General features: G+C 33.2%; 14 protein-coding genes. 2 read left to right on the top strand and 12 right to left on the bottom strand.

All coding sequences use genetic code 11. The annotated features are described in order from the left end of the window. Positions 1 to 148: 148 nt before the first annotated feature. The 7 genes from KO493_RS10930 to xerA form a co-directional block, all read right to left on the bottom strand. Positions 149 to 805, bottom strand: coding sequence for a hypothetical protein (locus tag KO493_RS10930; RefSeq protein WP_216068007.1), 657 nt, complete (start codon positions 803 to 805; stop codon positions 149 to 151). Between the two features lie 249 nt (positions 806 to 1,054). After that, the gene (locus KO493_RS10925; protein WP_216068006.1) at positions 1,055 to 1,675 is read right to left on the bottom strand and encodes a hypothetical protein; all 621 of its coding nucleotides are present in this window, start codon (positions 1,673 to 1,675) and stop codon (positions 1,055 to 1,057) included. A 208-nt stretch (positions 1,676 to 1,883) separates the two neighbouring features. Beyond that, on the bottom strand, positions 1,884 to 2,639 hold the full coding sequence (locus tag KO493_RS10920) for a DUF6882 domain-containing protein (RefSeq protein WP_216068005.1): 756 nt from the start codon (positions 2,637 to 2,639) through the stop codon (positions 1,884 to 1,886). Positions 2,640 to 3,501: 862 nt separating this feature from the next. Next, positions 3,502 to 4,329: an NgoPII family restriction endonuclease gene (locus KO493_RS10915; RefSeq protein WP_216068004.1), complete on the bottom strand. Its 828-nt coding sequence runs from the start codon at positions 4,327 to 4,329 to the stop codon at positions 3,502 to 3,504. After that, positions 4,326 to 5,363: a DNA cytosine methyltransferase gene (locus KO493_RS10910; protein ID WP_216068003.1), complete on the bottom strand. Its 1,038-nt coding sequence runs from the start codon at positions 5,361 to 5,363 to the stop codon at positions 4,326 to 4,328. The genes KO493_RS10915 and KO493_RS10910 overlap by 4 nt, the downstream gene beginning before the upstream one ends. A gap of 3 nt (positions 5,364 to 5,366) precedes the next feature. Further along, a complete protein-coding gene (locus tag KO493_RS10905; protein WP_042294514.1) occupies positions 5,367 to 5,687 on the bottom strand; it encodes a helix-turn-helix domain-containing protein in 321 nt (106 codons plus the stop codon). Between the two features lie 290 nt (positions 5,688 to 5,977). Next, positions 5,978 to 7,108 (bottom strand): site-specific tyrosine recombinase/integron integrase, encoded by a 1,131-nt coding sequence (xerA, locus tag KO493_RS10900; RefSeq protein WP_216068002.1) that lies wholly within the window; start codon positions 7,106 to 7,108, stop codon positions 5,978 to 5,980. Positions 7,109 to 7,202: 94 nt separating this feature from the next. Between xerA and KO493_RS10895 the strand changes: the two genes are divergently transcribed. Together KO493_RS10895 and KO493_RS10890 are read left to right on the top strand one after the other, a co-directional pair. Then, on the top strand, positions 7,203 to 7,592 hold the full coding sequence (locus tag KO493_RS10895) for a hypothetical protein (RefSeq protein WP_216068001.1): 390 nt from the start codon (positions 7,203 to 7,205) through the stop codon (positions 7,590 to 7,592). Positions 7,593 to 7,599: 7 nt separating this feature from the next. After that, positions 7,600 to 10,107: a heavy metal translocating P-type ATPase gene (locus tag KO493_RS10890; RefSeq protein ID WP_216068000.1), complete on the top strand. Its 2,508-nt coding sequence runs from the start codon at positions 7,600 to 7,602 to the stop codon at positions 10,105 to 10,107. Positions 10,108 to 10,285: 178 nt separating this feature from the next. Here KO493_RS10890 and KO493_RS10885 read toward each other — a convergent pair whose 3' ends face one another. The 5 genes from KO493_RS10885 to KO493_RS10865 all read right to left on the bottom strand — a co-directional run bounded on the left by KO493_RS10885 (position 10,286) and on the right by KO493_RS10865 (position 16,258). Beyond that, positions 10,286 to 11,248 (bottom strand): D-2-hydroxyacid dehydrogenase, encoded by a 963-nt coding sequence (locus KO493_RS10885; protein ID WP_216067999.1) that lies wholly within the window; start codon positions 11,246 to 11,248, stop codon positions 10,286 to 10,288. 90 nt (positions 11,249 to 11,338) lie between these two features. Then, positions 11,339 to 11,971: an outer membrane beta-barrel protein gene (locus KO493_RS10880; RefSeq protein ID WP_216067998.1), complete on the bottom strand. Its 633-nt coding sequence runs from the start codon at positions 11,969 to 11,971 to the stop codon at positions 11,339 to 11,341. Positions 11,972 to 12,246: 275 nt separating this feature from the next. Then, positions 12,247 to 12,921, bottom strand: a complete 675-nt coding sequence (locus KO493_RS10875; RefSeq protein ID WP_216067997.1) for a hypothetical protein — start codon at positions 12,919 to 12,921, stop codon at positions 12,247 to 12,249. Positions 12,922 to 13,093: 172 nt separating this feature from the next. Next, positions 13,094 to 13,564 (bottom strand): hypothetical protein, encoded by a 471-nt coding sequence (locus KO493_RS10870; protein ID WP_216067996.1) that lies wholly within the window; start codon positions 13,562 to 13,564, stop codon positions 13,094 to 13,096. A gap of 282 nt (positions 13,565 to 13,846) precedes the next feature. Continuing rightward, positions 13,847 to 16,258, bottom strand: a complete 2,412-nt coding sequence (locus KO493_RS10865; RefSeq protein WP_216067995.1) for an alpha-ketoacid dehydrogenase subunit alpha/beta — start codon at positions 16,256 to 16,258, stop codon at positions 13,847 to 13,849. Positions 16,259 to 16,326 lie beyond the last annotated feature (68 nt).

The raw sequence follows: 16,326 nt of genomic DNA, 5'->3' as shown, positions 1-16,326 counted from the left end.
CTCAAATGCACTACAACGTTTAATGTATGGTGTCGTAAGGGATTGCGGTGCTCAAACTTATCAGTTTGTCAACCAAATTTGAGGCGAGCGTAAACACTCGGAAACCGCTGAAACCCTTATGCACTATACATATTGTTGGCAATAGTTTTTAATCATTAAGATACTTTATCAGTGATAGAAATGTATCATAAGCAGGTTGCCACATAGTAGAATCTCTATTGACAAAAGCTATATATTCTTTCTCCTTGTTTTTTCGATATGAATCAAAATTCGGATTATTACAAAGTCGCATTATAATTAAGATTTTTAAGGTTGATTGCCCATGTATCCAATCTGGGTAATCTTTGATGGGAACTGTGTTAAGAATATTATGATTAATTGTCTGCATGTCTGGGTAAAAATTAAAAAAAGGAATAACTACCTTTTCAATATGTTCTAAAATATCAAACGAGTAGTCTGTCTTGTTTTTATATTTACTTATCGAATTAAGCTTTTTGATATCCTTTTGTATAAGGTTCTTGAATTCAAAATTGTTTAAGGTCTCATATTCCCTGTTGACTTTCAAATCCACAAATTTTCTCAAAATATCATTAACTTCATTGAGTATCACACGACCTTGCAGAGCATTTATTCCGAGACTATCATTGTAAAATTGTAAAGTTATGTGGTTGATTACTTTATTCTTTTTTTTCTTAAAGTCTAAAGAACAAAAATGAGGTTGATAATCTGAAGTATCAAAGCCAAACTTATAGATTTCAGGTTTTATAATCTCAAATAATTCTCTATGCGCTTTTATTACATCCATATACAGATTTTTTCTCTTATAAGGTTAGTTGTTCTCTAAATTATTGCCAACGTTCTCGGCTATGCTTAGTGCGGGAATTAAAAGTAATTAATTTCCGTTTAAACACTCAGCCAAATCTTTTTATTTTGTTTTATGTTTTTTAGTAATAAAGCCAAATCAAAAGATTTGGCGGACTTTGTAAATACAAACTAACCTTTGACTTAAGCGCCAAACCCGTATTAAGTATAGGCTTTGTTGTACATAGTTAGTTTATTCAATATAATAATGTTGAACTTCTTTATTTGTCTGTTTGTGATTTTTGTCAAATGTCTGAATTATTGTTTTTTTCTTTCGGTTTTTGTGAATTTCATATTCTGTTAAAATTCCTTTTTCGTCGAAATAATTAACTCTCGTTTTATTTAAAGTTCCAAGCTTATAAATTTCTTGAGATTCCAAAGTTCCGTTCTCTCTAAAAAACTTGATTTCAGATGGTTTTCCGTTCTCAAAAACGCCTTCAAGTCTTTTATTTCCGTTAGAGTTAGAATCTATTTCTTTTCCTTCGCAAATTTTATTGCAGTTTAAATAAGTCCAACGTTGGCTATGTAATTCATTTCCTCCACCAAAGAGAATTTTTGGGATTCTAATTGTGTCATTTTTTCTTAAATCGATAGTAATAGTGTTTTGGGAAATCCAATCTCCTCGCTCAATGTAATAAGTCAGTATTTTGACATTTTCCGATTGAGGAACAATATCTATATCAAACTCTGGCGTTATGATTTTATCAGAACAATCACTATAAAAAACTAAATTCAGGTTTTCTTTTCCGTTGTTTTGGCTAAAACACGAGAAGCTTATAATTAGCAGAAAGATTGATTTTAGTACTATTTTCATAATTATGCACAACGTTCTCGGCTATGCTTAGTACGGGAATTAAAAGGAATTAATTTCCGTTTAAACACTTAGCCAAATCTTTTTATTTTGTTTTATCTTTTTTTAGTTATAAAGCCAAATCAAAAGATTTGGCGGACTTTGCAAATACAGACTAACTTTTGAATTAAACACCAAACCCGTATTAAGTATAGGCATTGTTAGCCATAGTTTATTTTTTATTAAACTCTTTCAACTCAAAATAACATTCTTCGCAAACCAATTTAATATCAGCAAATTTCTCAGATTCTTCATTCCATCCATCTTCCGACAATCTATATTCTTCACATTCACTACACCAAGCCGCAAAATCTTCACTCTCATCTAAATCCATTCCTTTAACCGCTTCAAAAGCTTCCTCAAATCCCTTTGGGTTTTCAAGGTCTAAATGCTGACAAACAAAGGCAGTTCGTCGAAACCCATGAATTCCGCAATCTACTTTTTTTTGTTTCATTCTCTGAACTTCCATTGAGTTAATGTCCTTATAAACCTTAACAATAATAAAATATTTTTGTAAATCTTTAGAATTAGTAGAATAAACCCCAATTCCGCCAATTAGATTTTTACTGATTGCCGTCAATTTCCAACATTCAGATTTTTCACAATTTATTAAGCCATTTGTTAAAAAATCAAATCCATGTTTCTTACCAAATTTCTTAATTTTAAGTGTCTCATATTTATGCTCTTCAATAGAACCTTCATTATGCCAACTCCACATCCACGAATTTGATATTGGCGAATAGGTTCCAACAGGGATATATTTAAAAAATACTTCATCTATATCCTCATTGTATAAACGAAGTAATTCAGTCTCTTGGTCATAAAACCAACTTGAATACGAATTAGTATTAAACTTTGCAATGAACTTATCTTGAGTTTTAGATAATTTTTCGAGTTGCTTATTTGCGTAAGTATTATATTCTCGCATTTATTGGAAAATTATGGTTAACGGTCTCATGTAAGGTGCGTTGCGACTAAGAAAGTAGGATTTCCGTTTGGAAATCCGAAGTTGAATAGAAGTACTACACATTAACTTAACGCTAAAGTAAGCAATGGATTTTACATTTTGTTATGTGCCGCGTTTTTGTGTTGAGAAAATTGATGTTTTTTTGCGTTTTATAATGCAGTTTTTATGCTTTAAACCACTTAAATTCCGCCAAAATTTGCCGCCCAGAATGTCAGTCCGCCGTAACAGTTGCGTATTGCCATGGTCAGAAGCCGCTTGAGTAAGCAAATTGAGTGATTTTCACGTTCTTTTTTACTTTTATTATACAAAGATATGCCGTCTAGCTAATCAATACCACATCACAGTTGCGTATTGTTTTGGTCAGAAACCAGCAGAGTGATCACATTTTAATAAACACATTCTTAAACAACTAACTTCTATACAGATTTTTCGTTCTGAGCATCAGTCCGCCGCAACAGTTTCGTATCGTTAAAGTCCGAAATCGGTTGAGTAAGTTAGTCCGATTGCGCATTTTTTTTCCGTTATAATTTTGGAATTAGATGCTTTTCCAGCTGAGTGGATACGTTGCACATAACGGTCTTGTATATGAAAAGTAGCGGATTTTACACACGAACTTTTCGGTTTAACACAGGCTTTTTTTATATTTACTTACTTTCGTTTAAGCACTAAAACCGCTATTTTTTATATACGTTGTTGTGTTTTCGTACTTTTTTTCCGCAAACTTGCTAGCGTTGGCAAAGACATACTCTTTTGCAATTTTTGGCTTGTGTGGTGGCTGAAGCGAATTGCAAATGTGTATGGCTTTTAGCGTTGGCTTATTCCTCTATTTATAGTAAATAAAAAAACAATTTAAAGTTTTAGCTCTGTTTGTTGGGTCAGTAACTTCAATTTCCTCAATATTGAGAACACTTGCATTTAATTTGTCTTTTGATTTTTGAGGAAAATTATCAAATATATTTTTTGGAATTAACGCTTTTACTTCAAAGTCATTGTTTCCCCAATCTTTGGTCAACTTTGAATAAACTTTTTGAGGATGCTTGATAACCCACATACCTCTTACTCTTAATGTTGTTATTTTTAAACTATCTACACCTTTTGCTCCGCCCAATTCATTTCCTGTGTAATCATCATCTAAATTGGCTTTTATATCATCAATGATTTCTTCATAGACTTCCTGTAAATCACAATAAATTCGACCATATACAAACCACACGGATTTTAAATGTTTGGCTCCACTTGGGATATATCCAAAACAATAAAGCATTTCTTTCTCTTCCCATTTTATTTCTTCACAAGTCAACGCAGAAGATTGTATTCTTGTATCTGTTGCTTTCAATGAATGTTTTGGATAGGAACTATTCAACTGAATAGAAGATTCGGAAGTAGCCTTTTTTACTTCCAAAGCATCTCCATTTTTTAATATTGCATCAGGAATTTTATTCTTTGCTCCTAAAAAAGAAAATACTTCGCTGTGCTTATTTCTTCGCGTTTCGTCATCATCAATATCAAAAGAGTTACTAAAAGCATCAAAGATGTATTCTTCCAAGGCTTCTCCCATATTTTGGGCTCTGTTACCACCTATTGTGTATTCCTTAATCTCGTAGTCTTTATTCTCAACTATATTTACTAAAGCTTCTAAAATGTTACTCATATTGTTTCGACTAATTCTCTTTGTTCCTTGTTCTGTTTAATGGTATTTTGTTCAATCTGTGTTTTTATACTTTTTGCTAAAAATTTTGCAAGATTTACAGGAACAGCGTTTCCAATCATTTTGTAACCTGCTGCGACTTTCTTATAATGGAAAATAAAGTCATTCGGAAAAGTTTGAATTCTTGCACATTCCCTAACGCTTAACCTTCTATATAAATGTTCTTTTCCTGGAACAAAAATTCTCTTATTTTTTTCTATGAATTTCATTTTTGGTGCTTGCGGATGAATAGGTGCGTGTCTTCCGCCTGCTTGAATTGTATAAGATTGTTCATCCCAACTTCTTACTCTGTTTCTTGACATAAAAATTGTAGAAAAACTTCCAATCATATATTCGTGATTTGGAACTACACAATTATCTCCATTGGTATTGTTGTATTCTAAAGCTGGTAAAACACCTTCTTGCAAATCAGATATAACATTTTCAAGCGGTATTTTTGGAAAAGTTTCAGTTGGGAATTGGTATTTAAAATTCAAATCTTTTCTAATTCCAATAAAGAAAACTCTTTTTCGGTCTTGTGGAACATTATAATCAGATGCGTTAAGCATTTGAAAAGAAAGTTCGTATCCTATTCCTGCGTTTCTAAAAAGTTCTTTAATTCCTTCTAAAGCTTCTGTGTGTTTAGAAATCAACATTCCACTAACATTTTCCGCTAAAAAGAATTTAGGTTGTTTAGCTTCTAATATTCTTATGAAGTCATAAAATAACTGACCTCTCTTATCTTTAATTCCTCTTGCTGCTCCAGCTTCACTCCAACTTTGGCAAGGTGGACCTCCAATTATTCCATCACATTCTGGAACTTCATCAGCTGGTATATTTACAATACTTCTTTTGTCAAGTATTGTGTTTGGGTGATTTTTTTCATAAGTTTCCCAAATTTCTTTGTCATATTCGTTTGCCCAAATAACATTAAAACCAGCTTGCTGAAAGCCTAAATCAAGTCCGCCAGCTCCTGCGAAGAAAGATACTATTTTCATATTTTATTGTGTTTGAAGTGATTTATTAAGTGTTCTTCGATATTCTGCTTTTTCCTCTGCAACTTGTAAAAGTTGTTTTGTGCAATTTGTTTCGTAAATATGCTTGCCAATTTGGTCAGTCACATATTCATTGCGCAATTCTGTGAGATTCAGTTTGAAGATTTTCGCAAGTTTTGGCAAGCGTTTTTCGTCAAAATCTCGTTTTCCATTTTCGATTTTACTCAAATTTGCAGAATCTAAATTTAGTTTAGCTGCAAGTTGAGTTAAAGTCAATTCGTTTTCGTTTCTTAAAAGTCGGATGTATTCTCCAAATGTGGTTTTCATAAGACTTGTCATTTTTTGACAAATCTAAATCTTTTTATCGATATATTCAATTCGAGCGTTGGGAAATTTTAGCTCTTTTGGTTTTTAGCGTTGGAACTGTGCGTTGGCAAAAACCGAAAGTGCTAAAATATGCGGCTGGTCAGTATGAAACACAACAATAGTATATAGAACATTATGTTCTATATATTTCCAAATATAAGGGATATGTCTTGTATGTGGTATATATGTTTTATATGTTTTTTTAGAAAAATTAAATAAAGTTAAAATTTATAACATGGTTTTGAATTTTTTCAATTGTCTAGCGGATTCTTAATTTGTTTGAAAGCAGTTGTAGCCACATGTGTGTAGATTTCTGTGGTTTTAGTAGAGCTATGACCCAGTAGGACCTGAATTTGTCGTAAATCAACGCCATCCTCTAAAAGGTGAGTAGCAAAACTATGCCTCAGCATGTGAGGAGTTACAGTTATTGGGATTTTAGCCTTTTTTCCGGCATTCGTAACAACCCTTCCTACACTTTGTGCCGAATACTTATTACCATACATACCTTCAATAATGTAGGTTCTTGGTTTCCATTGCTTGTAATAATCACGTAAATCGTTTAGTAAATTATGAGATAATAGAGTAAAACGATCTTTTTTTCCTTTCGCAGATTCAATACGGATTAACATCCGTGAACTATCAATGTCTGAAATTTTTAAATTAACTAACTCATTTCGACGTATGCCAGAGGAATACAATAAACTTACAATACACTTGTGTTTCAAGTTGTTTGTATTAGCGATAATCCTTAAAACCGCTTCCTTAGAAAGTACTTTGGGTAATTTCTTTTGCTTCCTAGGGCGTTCAATTTTATAAAACCGATTGGGCATACCAAGAACCGATTCATAGTAAAATTTAATGCTATTTATGGACATATTTATATAAGAATCAGATTTTCCAAGCTGAACTAATTTTAAAATATATTGCCTAACATCATTTTCATTAATGGCTATAAGTTCCTTATCTGGGTAATAGTTTATAAAATATTCAAAAGCGATGATATAAGATTTAATGGTGTTGTTAGCATATTTCTTAATTTCAAGCTTATCTAAATAGGAAGTAGGGCACAGCCGGTAAACTTGAGGGAGCGCCCGATTTCTAAACCAAGTAATATCCATAGGTTCACTGTATTCATTTATAGGTTTATGGTCAAAAAAGTAATGACTATTCACCCAAGCGACGCTTTTAAATTTTTTAAAAATTAAATCCAGGTTTTCAGGTGTATTTATAAGGTATGCCATATTAAATTCTTTACTCCATTTTACATCCGGTAGCTCTTTTACAAGGGCCTGAATAACTTTGTCGGTAGTAAACTGTAAACCAATTTGCTTTATATTTTTAATTAAGAGGTGTTTTAAGGTAATACTCCTGCCTTTTTCCATAATTTTAATATTTATACAATAATAAATGTCATATATAACTTAACAGTGGTTTATGTGAATAAGATTCGTATATTATACTGTTAAAATGAAAATCATGAGGTTTTATACAAATTGTTTATACTGTAAAAGTGAATTAACCGGAAGAACGGATAAAAAATTCTGTGATGTACAATGTAAAAGTGCCTTTCAATATCAGCAAGCGAAAGTACAACCCGAACGTTTTTATAATAAGGTAGACAATCAGTTAAAACTCAATAGAAAAATATTAAAAGAGTATAATAAAGGGGGCAAAGTAACTTTAAGATCCGAACTTTTACTAGAAAAAGGCTTTAATCCTAACTATTTTACCCACTATTGGAAAAATCAGAAAGGTGAAGTTTATCTTTTTGTATATGAATTTGGTTTCTTAAAAATTGTCGAAAACCATAAAAACAAATACGTATTAATCCTATGGCAGGATTATATGGAACATTCTAAAATTTAGTAACCGTATGAAACACATTTATAAAATTCAAGGTATGTCCTGTAACGGTTGCCGAAGTCATGTTGAAAAAATACTTTCTGAAGTATCAGGAGTAATTAAAGTGGTAGTTAACTTAAAAGCAGCTGAAGCTTCTATCGAAATGAAAACACATGTTCCTCTTGAAATTTTTCAAAAAGCTTTATTTGATGATGGTAGTAATTATACCATTCACAATATAAATGAAAAAAGCTGTTGTTCGAGCCATTCTAAAAAAACGGAAAAACCTAAAGGTATTGGAAATGGCATTTACTATTGTCCAATGCATTGTGAAGATTATAAAACCTACGAAAAACCTGGTGATTGTCCGGTTTGTGGAATGGATTTGGTCGAACAACACAACGTAACGGGAGGTGCAATAAATCAGTGGACCTGCCCGATGCACCCCGAAATTCTAAAAGATGAATCTGGAGATTGTTCCATTTGTGGTATGGATTTAGTGCCTGTTGTAGCTGATTTGTCTTCTAAAGAAAAAACATATCTTAAACTGCTAAAAAAGTTTAAAATAGCCGTGGCATTTACACTACCCATTTTTTTAATAGCCATGAGCGATATGCTTGCAAAGAATCCACTATATACTATTTTAAATCAAAAATATTGGAATTGGATACAATTTCTACTCTCCATTCCCGTAGTATTCTATGCCACTTGGATATTTTTTGAACGGGCCTACAAGAGCATAAAAACATGGAACCTCAATATGTTCACCTTAATCGGAATTGGGGCAGGTGTTTCTTGGTTGTTTAGTGTTTTTGGTTTGTTTTTTCCTGATGTTTTTCCTGCACAGTTTAAAACCGAAAGCGGAGTCGTTCATGTTTATTTTGAAGCGGCAACCGTTATTTTAACGCTGGTTTTGTTCGGACAATTATTAGAAGCCAGAGCACACAGTAAAACCAATCAAGCGGTTAAAGAACTTCTAAAATTAGCACCAAATAAGGCGCTTAAAATTGTAAACAAAGAAGAAGTTGAAGTGCCAATCGATAAAATTGAATTAAACGATATTCTAAAAGTAAAACCAGGCGACAAAATTCCTGTTGATGGTATTATTATTGAAGGAACCACTACAATCGACGAATCGATGATTACCGGAGAACCCATTCCTGTAAACAAAAGCACGAAGGATAAAGTTAATAGCGGAACCATAAACGGCAACCAAACCTTTTTAATGAAAGCTCAAAAAGTTGGTAGTGATACTTTACTGTCTCAAATTATACACATGGTTAATGAGGCGAGCCGAAGCCGTGCACCTATTCAAAAATTAGCCGATAAAGTTTCGGGATACTTTGTGCCTGTCGTTGTTTTTATTTCCATAATAACTTTCATGGCTTGGGCCATTTGGGGACCAGAACCCGTTTTTGTCTATGCTTTAGTAAATGCCATTGCCGTTTTAATTATTGCTTGCCCATGTGCACTTGGTTTAGCAACGCCAATGTCTGTGATGGTAGGTGTGGGTAAGGGTGCTCAAAATGGTGTGCTAATAAAAAATGCCGAAGCTCTTGAAAAAATGCATCAGGTCGATACCCTTATTGTAGATAAAACAGGAACCATTACCCAAGGGAAGCCTACAGTAGAAACTGTTGGTTCATTTAATAATGATTTTTCTGAAAAAGACCTGCTTCAGTACATCGTTTCACTGAACACAAATAGCGAACACCCACTTGCTGAAGCTACCGTAAAATATGGCAAATCACATCAGATAGAAACCTTAAAAACTGAAGCTTTTAGAGCCGTTACCGGTAAAGGTGTTGAAGCCATAATACATGGTGAAAAGATAAGTTTAGGTAACCCTAAAATGATGGCATTTGCACGGGCTTCATTAGATTCCAAAATGGAAGAAAAGGCTGGTTTATTTCAGAAACAAGGCAAAACCGTGTCGTTTTTAGCGATCAATAAAGAAATTGTGGGTTTTGTGGTTATTTCAGATAAAATTAAAGATACTAGCGCTAAAGCCATTAAAGCATTGCAAAACAACGGTGTTGAAGTCGTAATGCTCACAGGAGATAATTTTAAAACGGCACAAGCTGTAGCCAATGCGCTAAATATCACTCATTTTAAAGCTAGCATGCTTCCGGAAGATAAACTTAACGAGGTGAAAAAATTCCAGAATAACGGTAATAGCGTGGCCGTGGCTGGCGATGGTATAAACGATGCCCCTGCTTTAGCTCAAAGTGATGTGGGTATTGCTATGGGCACAGGAACTAATGTAGCCATTGAAAGTGCCATGATTACTCTTGTAAAAGGTGATTTGCATGGTATTTTAAAAGCGAAACATTTAAGTGATAAAGTCATGCGTAACATCAAACAGAATTTATTTTTTGCACTCATCTATAACGCGATTGGCGTTCCTATTGCGGCAGGTATCCTATTTCCGGTTTTTGGAATTCTGCTTTCTCCCATGATTGCTGCTTTGGCCATGAGCTTCAGCTCGGTGTCTGTGATTTCTAATGCATTGCGTTTAAAAAATGCAAAAATAGATTAGTTGTTGGTTTGGAGTACGCAGTGTGTCATTGTGCTATTATAAAGACTGGCAACGTTTTTTGCTATGTGCGGCACAAAAAAATATCGACTCAATTCTAATTCGTTTTATTCAGGTTTCGCTTTCGCGGAAGTGGATATAGCTTCAACAAATCAGTATACTAAATACTTTAGTCATAAAACTAATTCACAACATTCACTGGTTTATTTGAAAGATAAGCTTTTAGATTATCAATCGTGGTTTGCATTAATCTGAACCTGGCTTCTTTTGGAGCCCAAGCAATATGAGGCGTAATGATGCAATTTTTTGCTGATAACAACGGGTTTTTTGGATCTATTGGTTCTACGGAAGTGACATCGATGGCAGCGCTAGAAACTTTATCATTATTTAACGCATTCTTTAAATCTTCTTCATTAATTAAAGCGCCACGAGAGGTGTTTATAAGCATCACGCCATCTTTCATTTTGGCCATACTGTTTTTGTTGATAATGTATTTGGTTGCTTCAAACAACGGACAATGTAAACTGATAATATCCGATTGTTCTAGTAATTCATCCAGCGAAACAAATTTACAGGTTTCAGTTTCTAATTCAGGGTATTTTGTTCTGCTATAAGTCACAATGTTTAAACCAAAAGCCTGCGCTATTTTTGCAGTGGTCTGACCAATATTACCAAAACCAATGATTCCCATGGTTTTGCCACTTAATTCAATTAACGGGTGGTTCCAAAAGGAAAAATCGGGGCTTTTACTCCAATCTCCAGCTTGAACTGCCTCATTATGATTGCCAACATGATGGCACATTTCAAGTAGTAATGCCATAGTAAATTGTGCAACAGATTTAGTACTGTATTCAGGCACATTTGTTACTATAATACCGTATTTTTTAGCAGCCTTAGTAGCAACGACATTATAACCTGTGGCAAGTACACCAATGTATTTTAAATTTGGGGCTTTTTCTATAACGGCTTCAGTTAATGGTGTTTTATTAGTAAAAACAATGTCGGCATCACCAATCTTTTTTAGAATAACTTCCTCTTCAAAAGGTGTACGATCATAAACTTTTAAACGCCCTAAAGCTTCAATACCTTCCCAACTTAAATCACCTGGATTTAACGTATAACCATCTAAAACTACAATTTTCATATATAACCGTATTAAAATAAAAAACCTTTAAACTAGAAACAAAAGTGTTTCTTAGTTTAAAGGTAAGTATAATTTAAAGTATTTTTTTATTTAGGCTCCTAGTTTAAAAACTAATCCTGCGCTTAAACCTGCGAAAACAACAGTACTTTGTGTTGCAATACCACCGCCACCGTTGCTAATATAAAACCCACCATATTGAACAGGGATAAACAAGTTACCTTGAATATTTAACCCGATCACTTCAGTTAACATGAAGTTTGCACCACCTTTCAAAAGGAATGAAAAACGGGTCGAATTATGTAAATCAAAATCGATAATATCTCTATTTTCATTTTTAGGGTTTAAAAAAACAACACCTAAACCACCACCAAAAAAAGGTTTAACAAACTCATTATCACTCAAATAGTGATTTGCACCTATAAAAATCCAATCCATATTAAGATCTGATAGTCTAGATTTATTAGGACTATAGTCAACATCTTTAATATTCAATTGCGTACTGTGGTTGTAATAACTTAATTCACCAACAACATTAGGTCTAACTTCTAACCCTACAGTAACTCCAATCTGGCCACTGTTCTCAGCTTGTAAATAACCGTAACCATATTTTAATTTTGCTCCAAATTGTGTTCCATAAGATGGTGTAATTTCAAAACTTTGAGCGAAAGCAGCTTGCATAGGCACCAAGGCCAAAAACAGAATAAGTAATATACTTTTTTTCATAATGTGCGATTTAATAGGAATGTTCAAATTAATTAATAATTTTCTGATTATCCGTAATGTGACATAATTGTTATCGTCAACCTGAACTTGTTTCAGGTTCTCATCACAATATATTAATTATCAGCTTTATGAGATTCCGAAATAAATTCGGAATGACGTAAATACAATGTTTAGGTTAAAAAACGGACAAACAAAATAATTTTTACTTGTTTAAATGAATAAAGCTGAACAAAATCAATTTTAATGCTTTATTCAGCTTTAATAAATTGTGATTATTATTTCTTTTTCACGCCCTTGATAACCGTTTTAGCGTAGTTTTTAGCTAAATTATGACCAGTTTCGACGTTTTCTATTTTAGAAGTTACAGATGCTACCATTTGTTTTTTAGTCTCTAAATCTAAGTTATATACAACAGTTTCCAATACATATATATTAGCAGTTTGAGTTTGTATTTCCATGGGTTCGTAAACACCTTTAAAACTTGGTTGCGGTAGTGTGTTGGAGTAAAAACCATAAAAGCCCATATTGTATAAATAAGGAAAATCACCTATAGTAGCCCCAGCTTCATAACCACCAGAAGTTGTAGTATTATTTAATTTTTCAACTCCAATAACGCGACTAAAAACAATGCCATTGAAGCCCGCCTTTTGAAATTTCTCCTTTAGTTGTGCAAGTTCGGCTTTTGATAAAGTATCATTAGGGTCTAATTCTGGAAATTTAGCATAGCTGGAAGTTGCATTTAAATTTTCCGCTTTAAGTTGCTTTGTTATTTGTTTTTCGAAAGCTTCTCGTACCTTCTGTTTTTTAGCTTTTACAATGACTAAAATGTTTTTAGATTTTATAGTGGCCACATCATTAGAGGTCCAATGAGATAATTCCTTAACGCTTGAACAACTTGAAATAAGGATAACTAAGCTTAGGGTTAGTAATTTAAGTATGGATAGCTTCATTTTTTATTTATGATATTATATTAATGAGTTAATTGTTATTATTTAAGGGTTTTAAGTCTATTGCTTAAAACAAAGCAAATATAAACTTTGCAAATCATTCTATAATTACCCTTATTAATAAATTCTTTAAAGTTTACAAAAGTTTAAAACAATCCTTAAGGCATAAGTTAGCTTATAGGTCCTCAAGCATTAAATTATAATCGTATTGTAAATCTTCATGTAAAGTGCTAATAATTTTTTTAGCAAGTTCTAACTGACGATTGTACAAGTTTTGTAGCTGTGCACTTCTTGAAATAGATGGTCTAAACGCTTTTAATTGCTTGCAAAAATAGAGTAGGAGCTCAACTTCGGTTTCTTTATTACCCGAGTATCTCACAAATTTCTTAACGTTGCGAAGTATCTTTCTAACGCTTTTTCTAATATAAAAAATACTATTGCGGTTTATGGATTCGAATTCTTCATCAACATATAACTTTACACTTGCTATATAATCACTTTCATGATGCGATTCGAAAAGTAAATAGGTAAGGAGCTCTTTATTCTCCTTTTTAAAGCGTGATAATCGTAAGCAGAGTTCCTGTAATTCTTGCGAAGAAAGGGTATTTAACTCTTTTCTTATTTCTCTAACTGAAACGGCTTTCATAGGTGTTCTTTTTACAAATCTAAAAGTAAAAATACACAGATAGTAATGAATAGCGCCTGCTAATGAGATATTTTAAGAAGCTCTTCTCGAAATACCTTTTTAATTGTTGTGCTTCGCAATTATATACTTCTGCAGCAAAAGTTTTCAATTCAATATTTTACAATGAAAAGTGATAGATGCTTTTTAAGTTCTTCGTAAATAAATTTTGACAAGAAGTAGCATCTTTAATCAAACTTAGTGTTGCCTACAGGAATACACCTGAAACAACTTTACAGTTAGAAACTAGCGTAGTTTTGGAAATTTAGTTGGGTTTGTTTCGTGCATAACCGAATAAATTGCCTCGTAAATATCTTCTGCCGATGGTTTAGAAAAATAATCACCATCGTTACCGTATGCTGGTCTGTGCTCTTTTGCTGTAAGAGTTTTAGGAGCACTGTCTAAATACTGAAAAGCATTTTGTCGGTTTAAAATTTCATCTAATATATATGCTGAAGCTCCTCCTGGAACGTCTTCATCAATAATCATAACACGATTGGTTTTAGCAATACTCTTTACAATATCATGATTTAAATCAAACGGCATTAATGATTGTATATCTATTATTTCAGCATCGATACCTACAGCTAACAATTCTTTTGAAACCTCTTGAACAATTCGTAATGTAGAACCGTAAGATACTAAAGTGATATCATCACCTTCTTTTAGAGTCTCAACAACACCAACAGGTGTTTTAATGGCACTTAAATTATTAGGCATCTTCTCTTTAAGACGGTAACCATTTAAACATTCTACAACAATTGCAGGATCATCACCTAAGAGTAAAGTATTGTAAAAACCAGCGGCCTTGGTCATGTTTCTAGGAACCAATAAATTAACACCTTTTGCAAGGTTTAAAATACCGCCCATTTGCGAACCAGAATGCCAAATACCTTCTAAACGATGTCCACGAGTTCTTATAATTAACGGTGCTTTTTGTTTTCCTTTTGTTCTATAGTGAGTAGTGGCTAAATCATCACTAATAATTTGTAAAGCATACAGGATATAATCTAAATATTGAATCTCTGCAATAGGCCTTAATCCGCGTAAAGCCATACCAATACCTTGTCCTAAAATAGTGGCTTCTCGAATTCCTGTATCGGCTACACGAAGTTCTCCATACTTAGCTTGCAAGCCTTCTAAACCTTGATTTACATCACCAATATTACCAGTATCTTCACCAAAAATTAAAGATTCTGGATAATTTTTAAAAATGGCATCAAAATTATCACGTAAAATAATACGTGCATCTACCATTTCAGCAGCATCATCAAAGGCAGGTTTTACTTCGTTTATACGTGTATTTGACCCTTGTGTTTGTGAATATAAATGCGAACTAAATCGTGGTTGTGTATTTTCAAAAAGGGTATCAATCCAAATTTGAAGTTTACGTTTTTCTTCAAAAGTTTCAGAAACCAAATATCTTAATACACGTCTTGCACTAGAGAGTAAATCTTTCCTTGTAGGTTCGTCAATATGTGTTAATGTTTCAGCAATTTTAGAAATAAAAACACCATTAACGCTCAATTTTGCAATCGGTTTTAGTAGCGTAATTAATTCTTGTTGCTCTTTTGAAATTGGTCGTAAAAACGTATTCCAAGCATTCTTTTTAGCTTCGCGCACATCGCGTTTTGCGGCTCGTTCAATTTCAATTAAATTTTCGTTTGTTGCAATACCACTTTCAATAACCCAAGCTCGGAATTTTACATTACAATCATTGTCAGATTCCCACTCTAATCTTTCTGCATTTTTGTAACGTTCATGAGAACCAGAAGTGGAGTGCCCTTGAGGTTGTGTTAATTCAGAAACATGAATTAATACAGGCACATGCTCTTCTCTTGCTATTTTACTTGCTTCTTGATAAGTTTCTACCAAATTGGCATAATCCCATCCTTTAACACGTAAAATTTCAAAACCTTTAGTAGCGCTATCTCGTTGAAATCCTTTTAGAATTTCAGAAATGTTTTCTTTTGTTGTTTGGTGTCTAGCATGTACCGAAATACCATATTCATCATCCCAAACACTTATAACCATAGGAACTTGAAGTACACCTGCAGCATTTATAGTTTCAAAAAACAAACCTTCACTGGTACTCGCATTTCCAATAGTTCCCCAAGCCACTTCATTACCTTCATTAGAAAAATTAGTGGCATTAATGCCTTTTACGTTTCTAAATATTTTTGATGCTTGTGCTAAGCCCAATAAACGAGGCATTTGCCCTGCGGTTGGTGAAATGTCGGCACTAGAGTTATATTGTTCTTTTAAGTTTTTCCAACTACCATTCTCGTTTAAACTATGCGTTACAAAATGACCACCCATTTGGCGGCCTGCAGACATCGGTTCTAATTCTAAATTGGTATTGGCGTATAATCCTGAGAAAAATTGTTCTGGAGTAAGTTCGCCTATGGCCATCATAAATGTTTGGTCTCTGTAATATCCAGAACGCCAATCGCCTTTTTGAAAAGCTTTAGCCATAGCTAACTGTGGTACTTCTTTACCGTCACCGAAAATTCCAAATTTAGCCTTACCCGTTAAAACTTCTCGTCTACCAAGTAAACTACACTCCCGGCTTATTACGGCCGTTCTATAATCATTAAGTACTTCAGTTTTAAAATCTTCGAATGATAGATTATTATTCAAATCGGATAATGTTTGCATAGAAGCCGTGATTTTTTTCAGTTGCGGCAAAAATAGTTAATTTTTAGCTTTTTTGCAATTTTATGACA

This window comes from Pseudotamlana agarivorans (assembly GCF_018860245.1).
In the GTDB taxonomy this organism is placed as follows: Bacteria; Bacteroidota; Bacteroidia; order Flavobacteriales; family Flavobacteriaceae; genus Pseudotamlana; species Pseudotamlana agarivorans_A.
This window is presented reverse-complemented; position numbering and strand designations above follow the sequence as displayed.

Bases quoted from the DNA above. Each gene is read 5' to 3' on its own strand.
- KO493_RS10930 (WP_216068007.1), bottom strand. From the start codon at position 805: ATGGATGTAATAAAAGCGCATAGAGAATTATTTGAGATTATAAAACCT.
- KO493_RS10925 (WP_216068006.1), bottom strand. From the start codon at position 1,675: ATGAAAATAGTACTAAAATCAATCTTTCTGCTAATTATAAGCTTCTCG.
- KO493_RS10920 (WP_216068005.1), bottom strand. From the start codon at position 2,639: ATGCGAGAATATAATACTTACGCAAATAAGCAACTCGAAAAATTATCT.
- KO493_RS10915 (WP_216068004.1), bottom strand. From the start codon at position 4,329: ATGAGTAACATTTTAGAAGCTTTAGTAAATATAGTTGAGAATAAAGAC.
- KO493_RS10910 (WP_216068003.1), bottom strand. From the start codon at position 5,363: ATGAAAATAGTATCTTTCTTCGCAGGAGCTGGCGGACTTGATTTAGGC.
- KO493_RS10905 (WP_042294514.1), bottom strand. From the start codon at position 5,687: ATGAAAACCACATTTGGAGAATACATCCGACTTTTAAGAAACGAAAAC.
- xerA (WP_216068002.1), bottom strand. From the start codon at position 7,108: ATGGAAAAAGGCAGGAGTATTACCTTAAAACACCTCTTAATTAAAAAT.
- KO493_RS10895 (WP_216068001.1), top strand. From the start codon at position 7,203: ATGAGGTTTTATACAAATTGTTTATACTGTAAAAGTGAATTAACCGGA.
- KO493_RS10890 (WP_216068000.1), top strand. From the start codon at position 7,600: ATGAAACACATTTATAAAATTCAAGGTATGTCCTGTAACGGTTGCCGA.
- KO493_RS10885 (WP_216067999.1), bottom strand. From the start codon at position 11,248: ATGAAAATTGTAGTTTTAGATGGTTATACGTTAAATCCAGGTGATTTA.
- KO493_RS10880 (WP_216067998.1), bottom strand. From the start codon at position 11,971: ATGAAAAAAAGTATATTACTTATTCTGTTTTTGGCCTTGGTGCCTATG.
- KO493_RS10875 (WP_216067997.1), bottom strand. From the start codon at position 12,921: ATGAAGCTATCCATACTTAAATTACTAACCCTAAGCTTAGTTATCCTT.
- KO493_RS10870 (WP_216067996.1), bottom strand. From the start codon at position 13,564: ATGAAAGCCGTTTCAGTTAGAGAAATAAGAAAAGAGTTAAATACCCTT.
- KO493_RS10865 (WP_216067995.1), bottom strand. From the start codon at position 16,258: ATGCAAACATTATCCGATTTGAATAATAATCTATCATTCGAAGATTTT.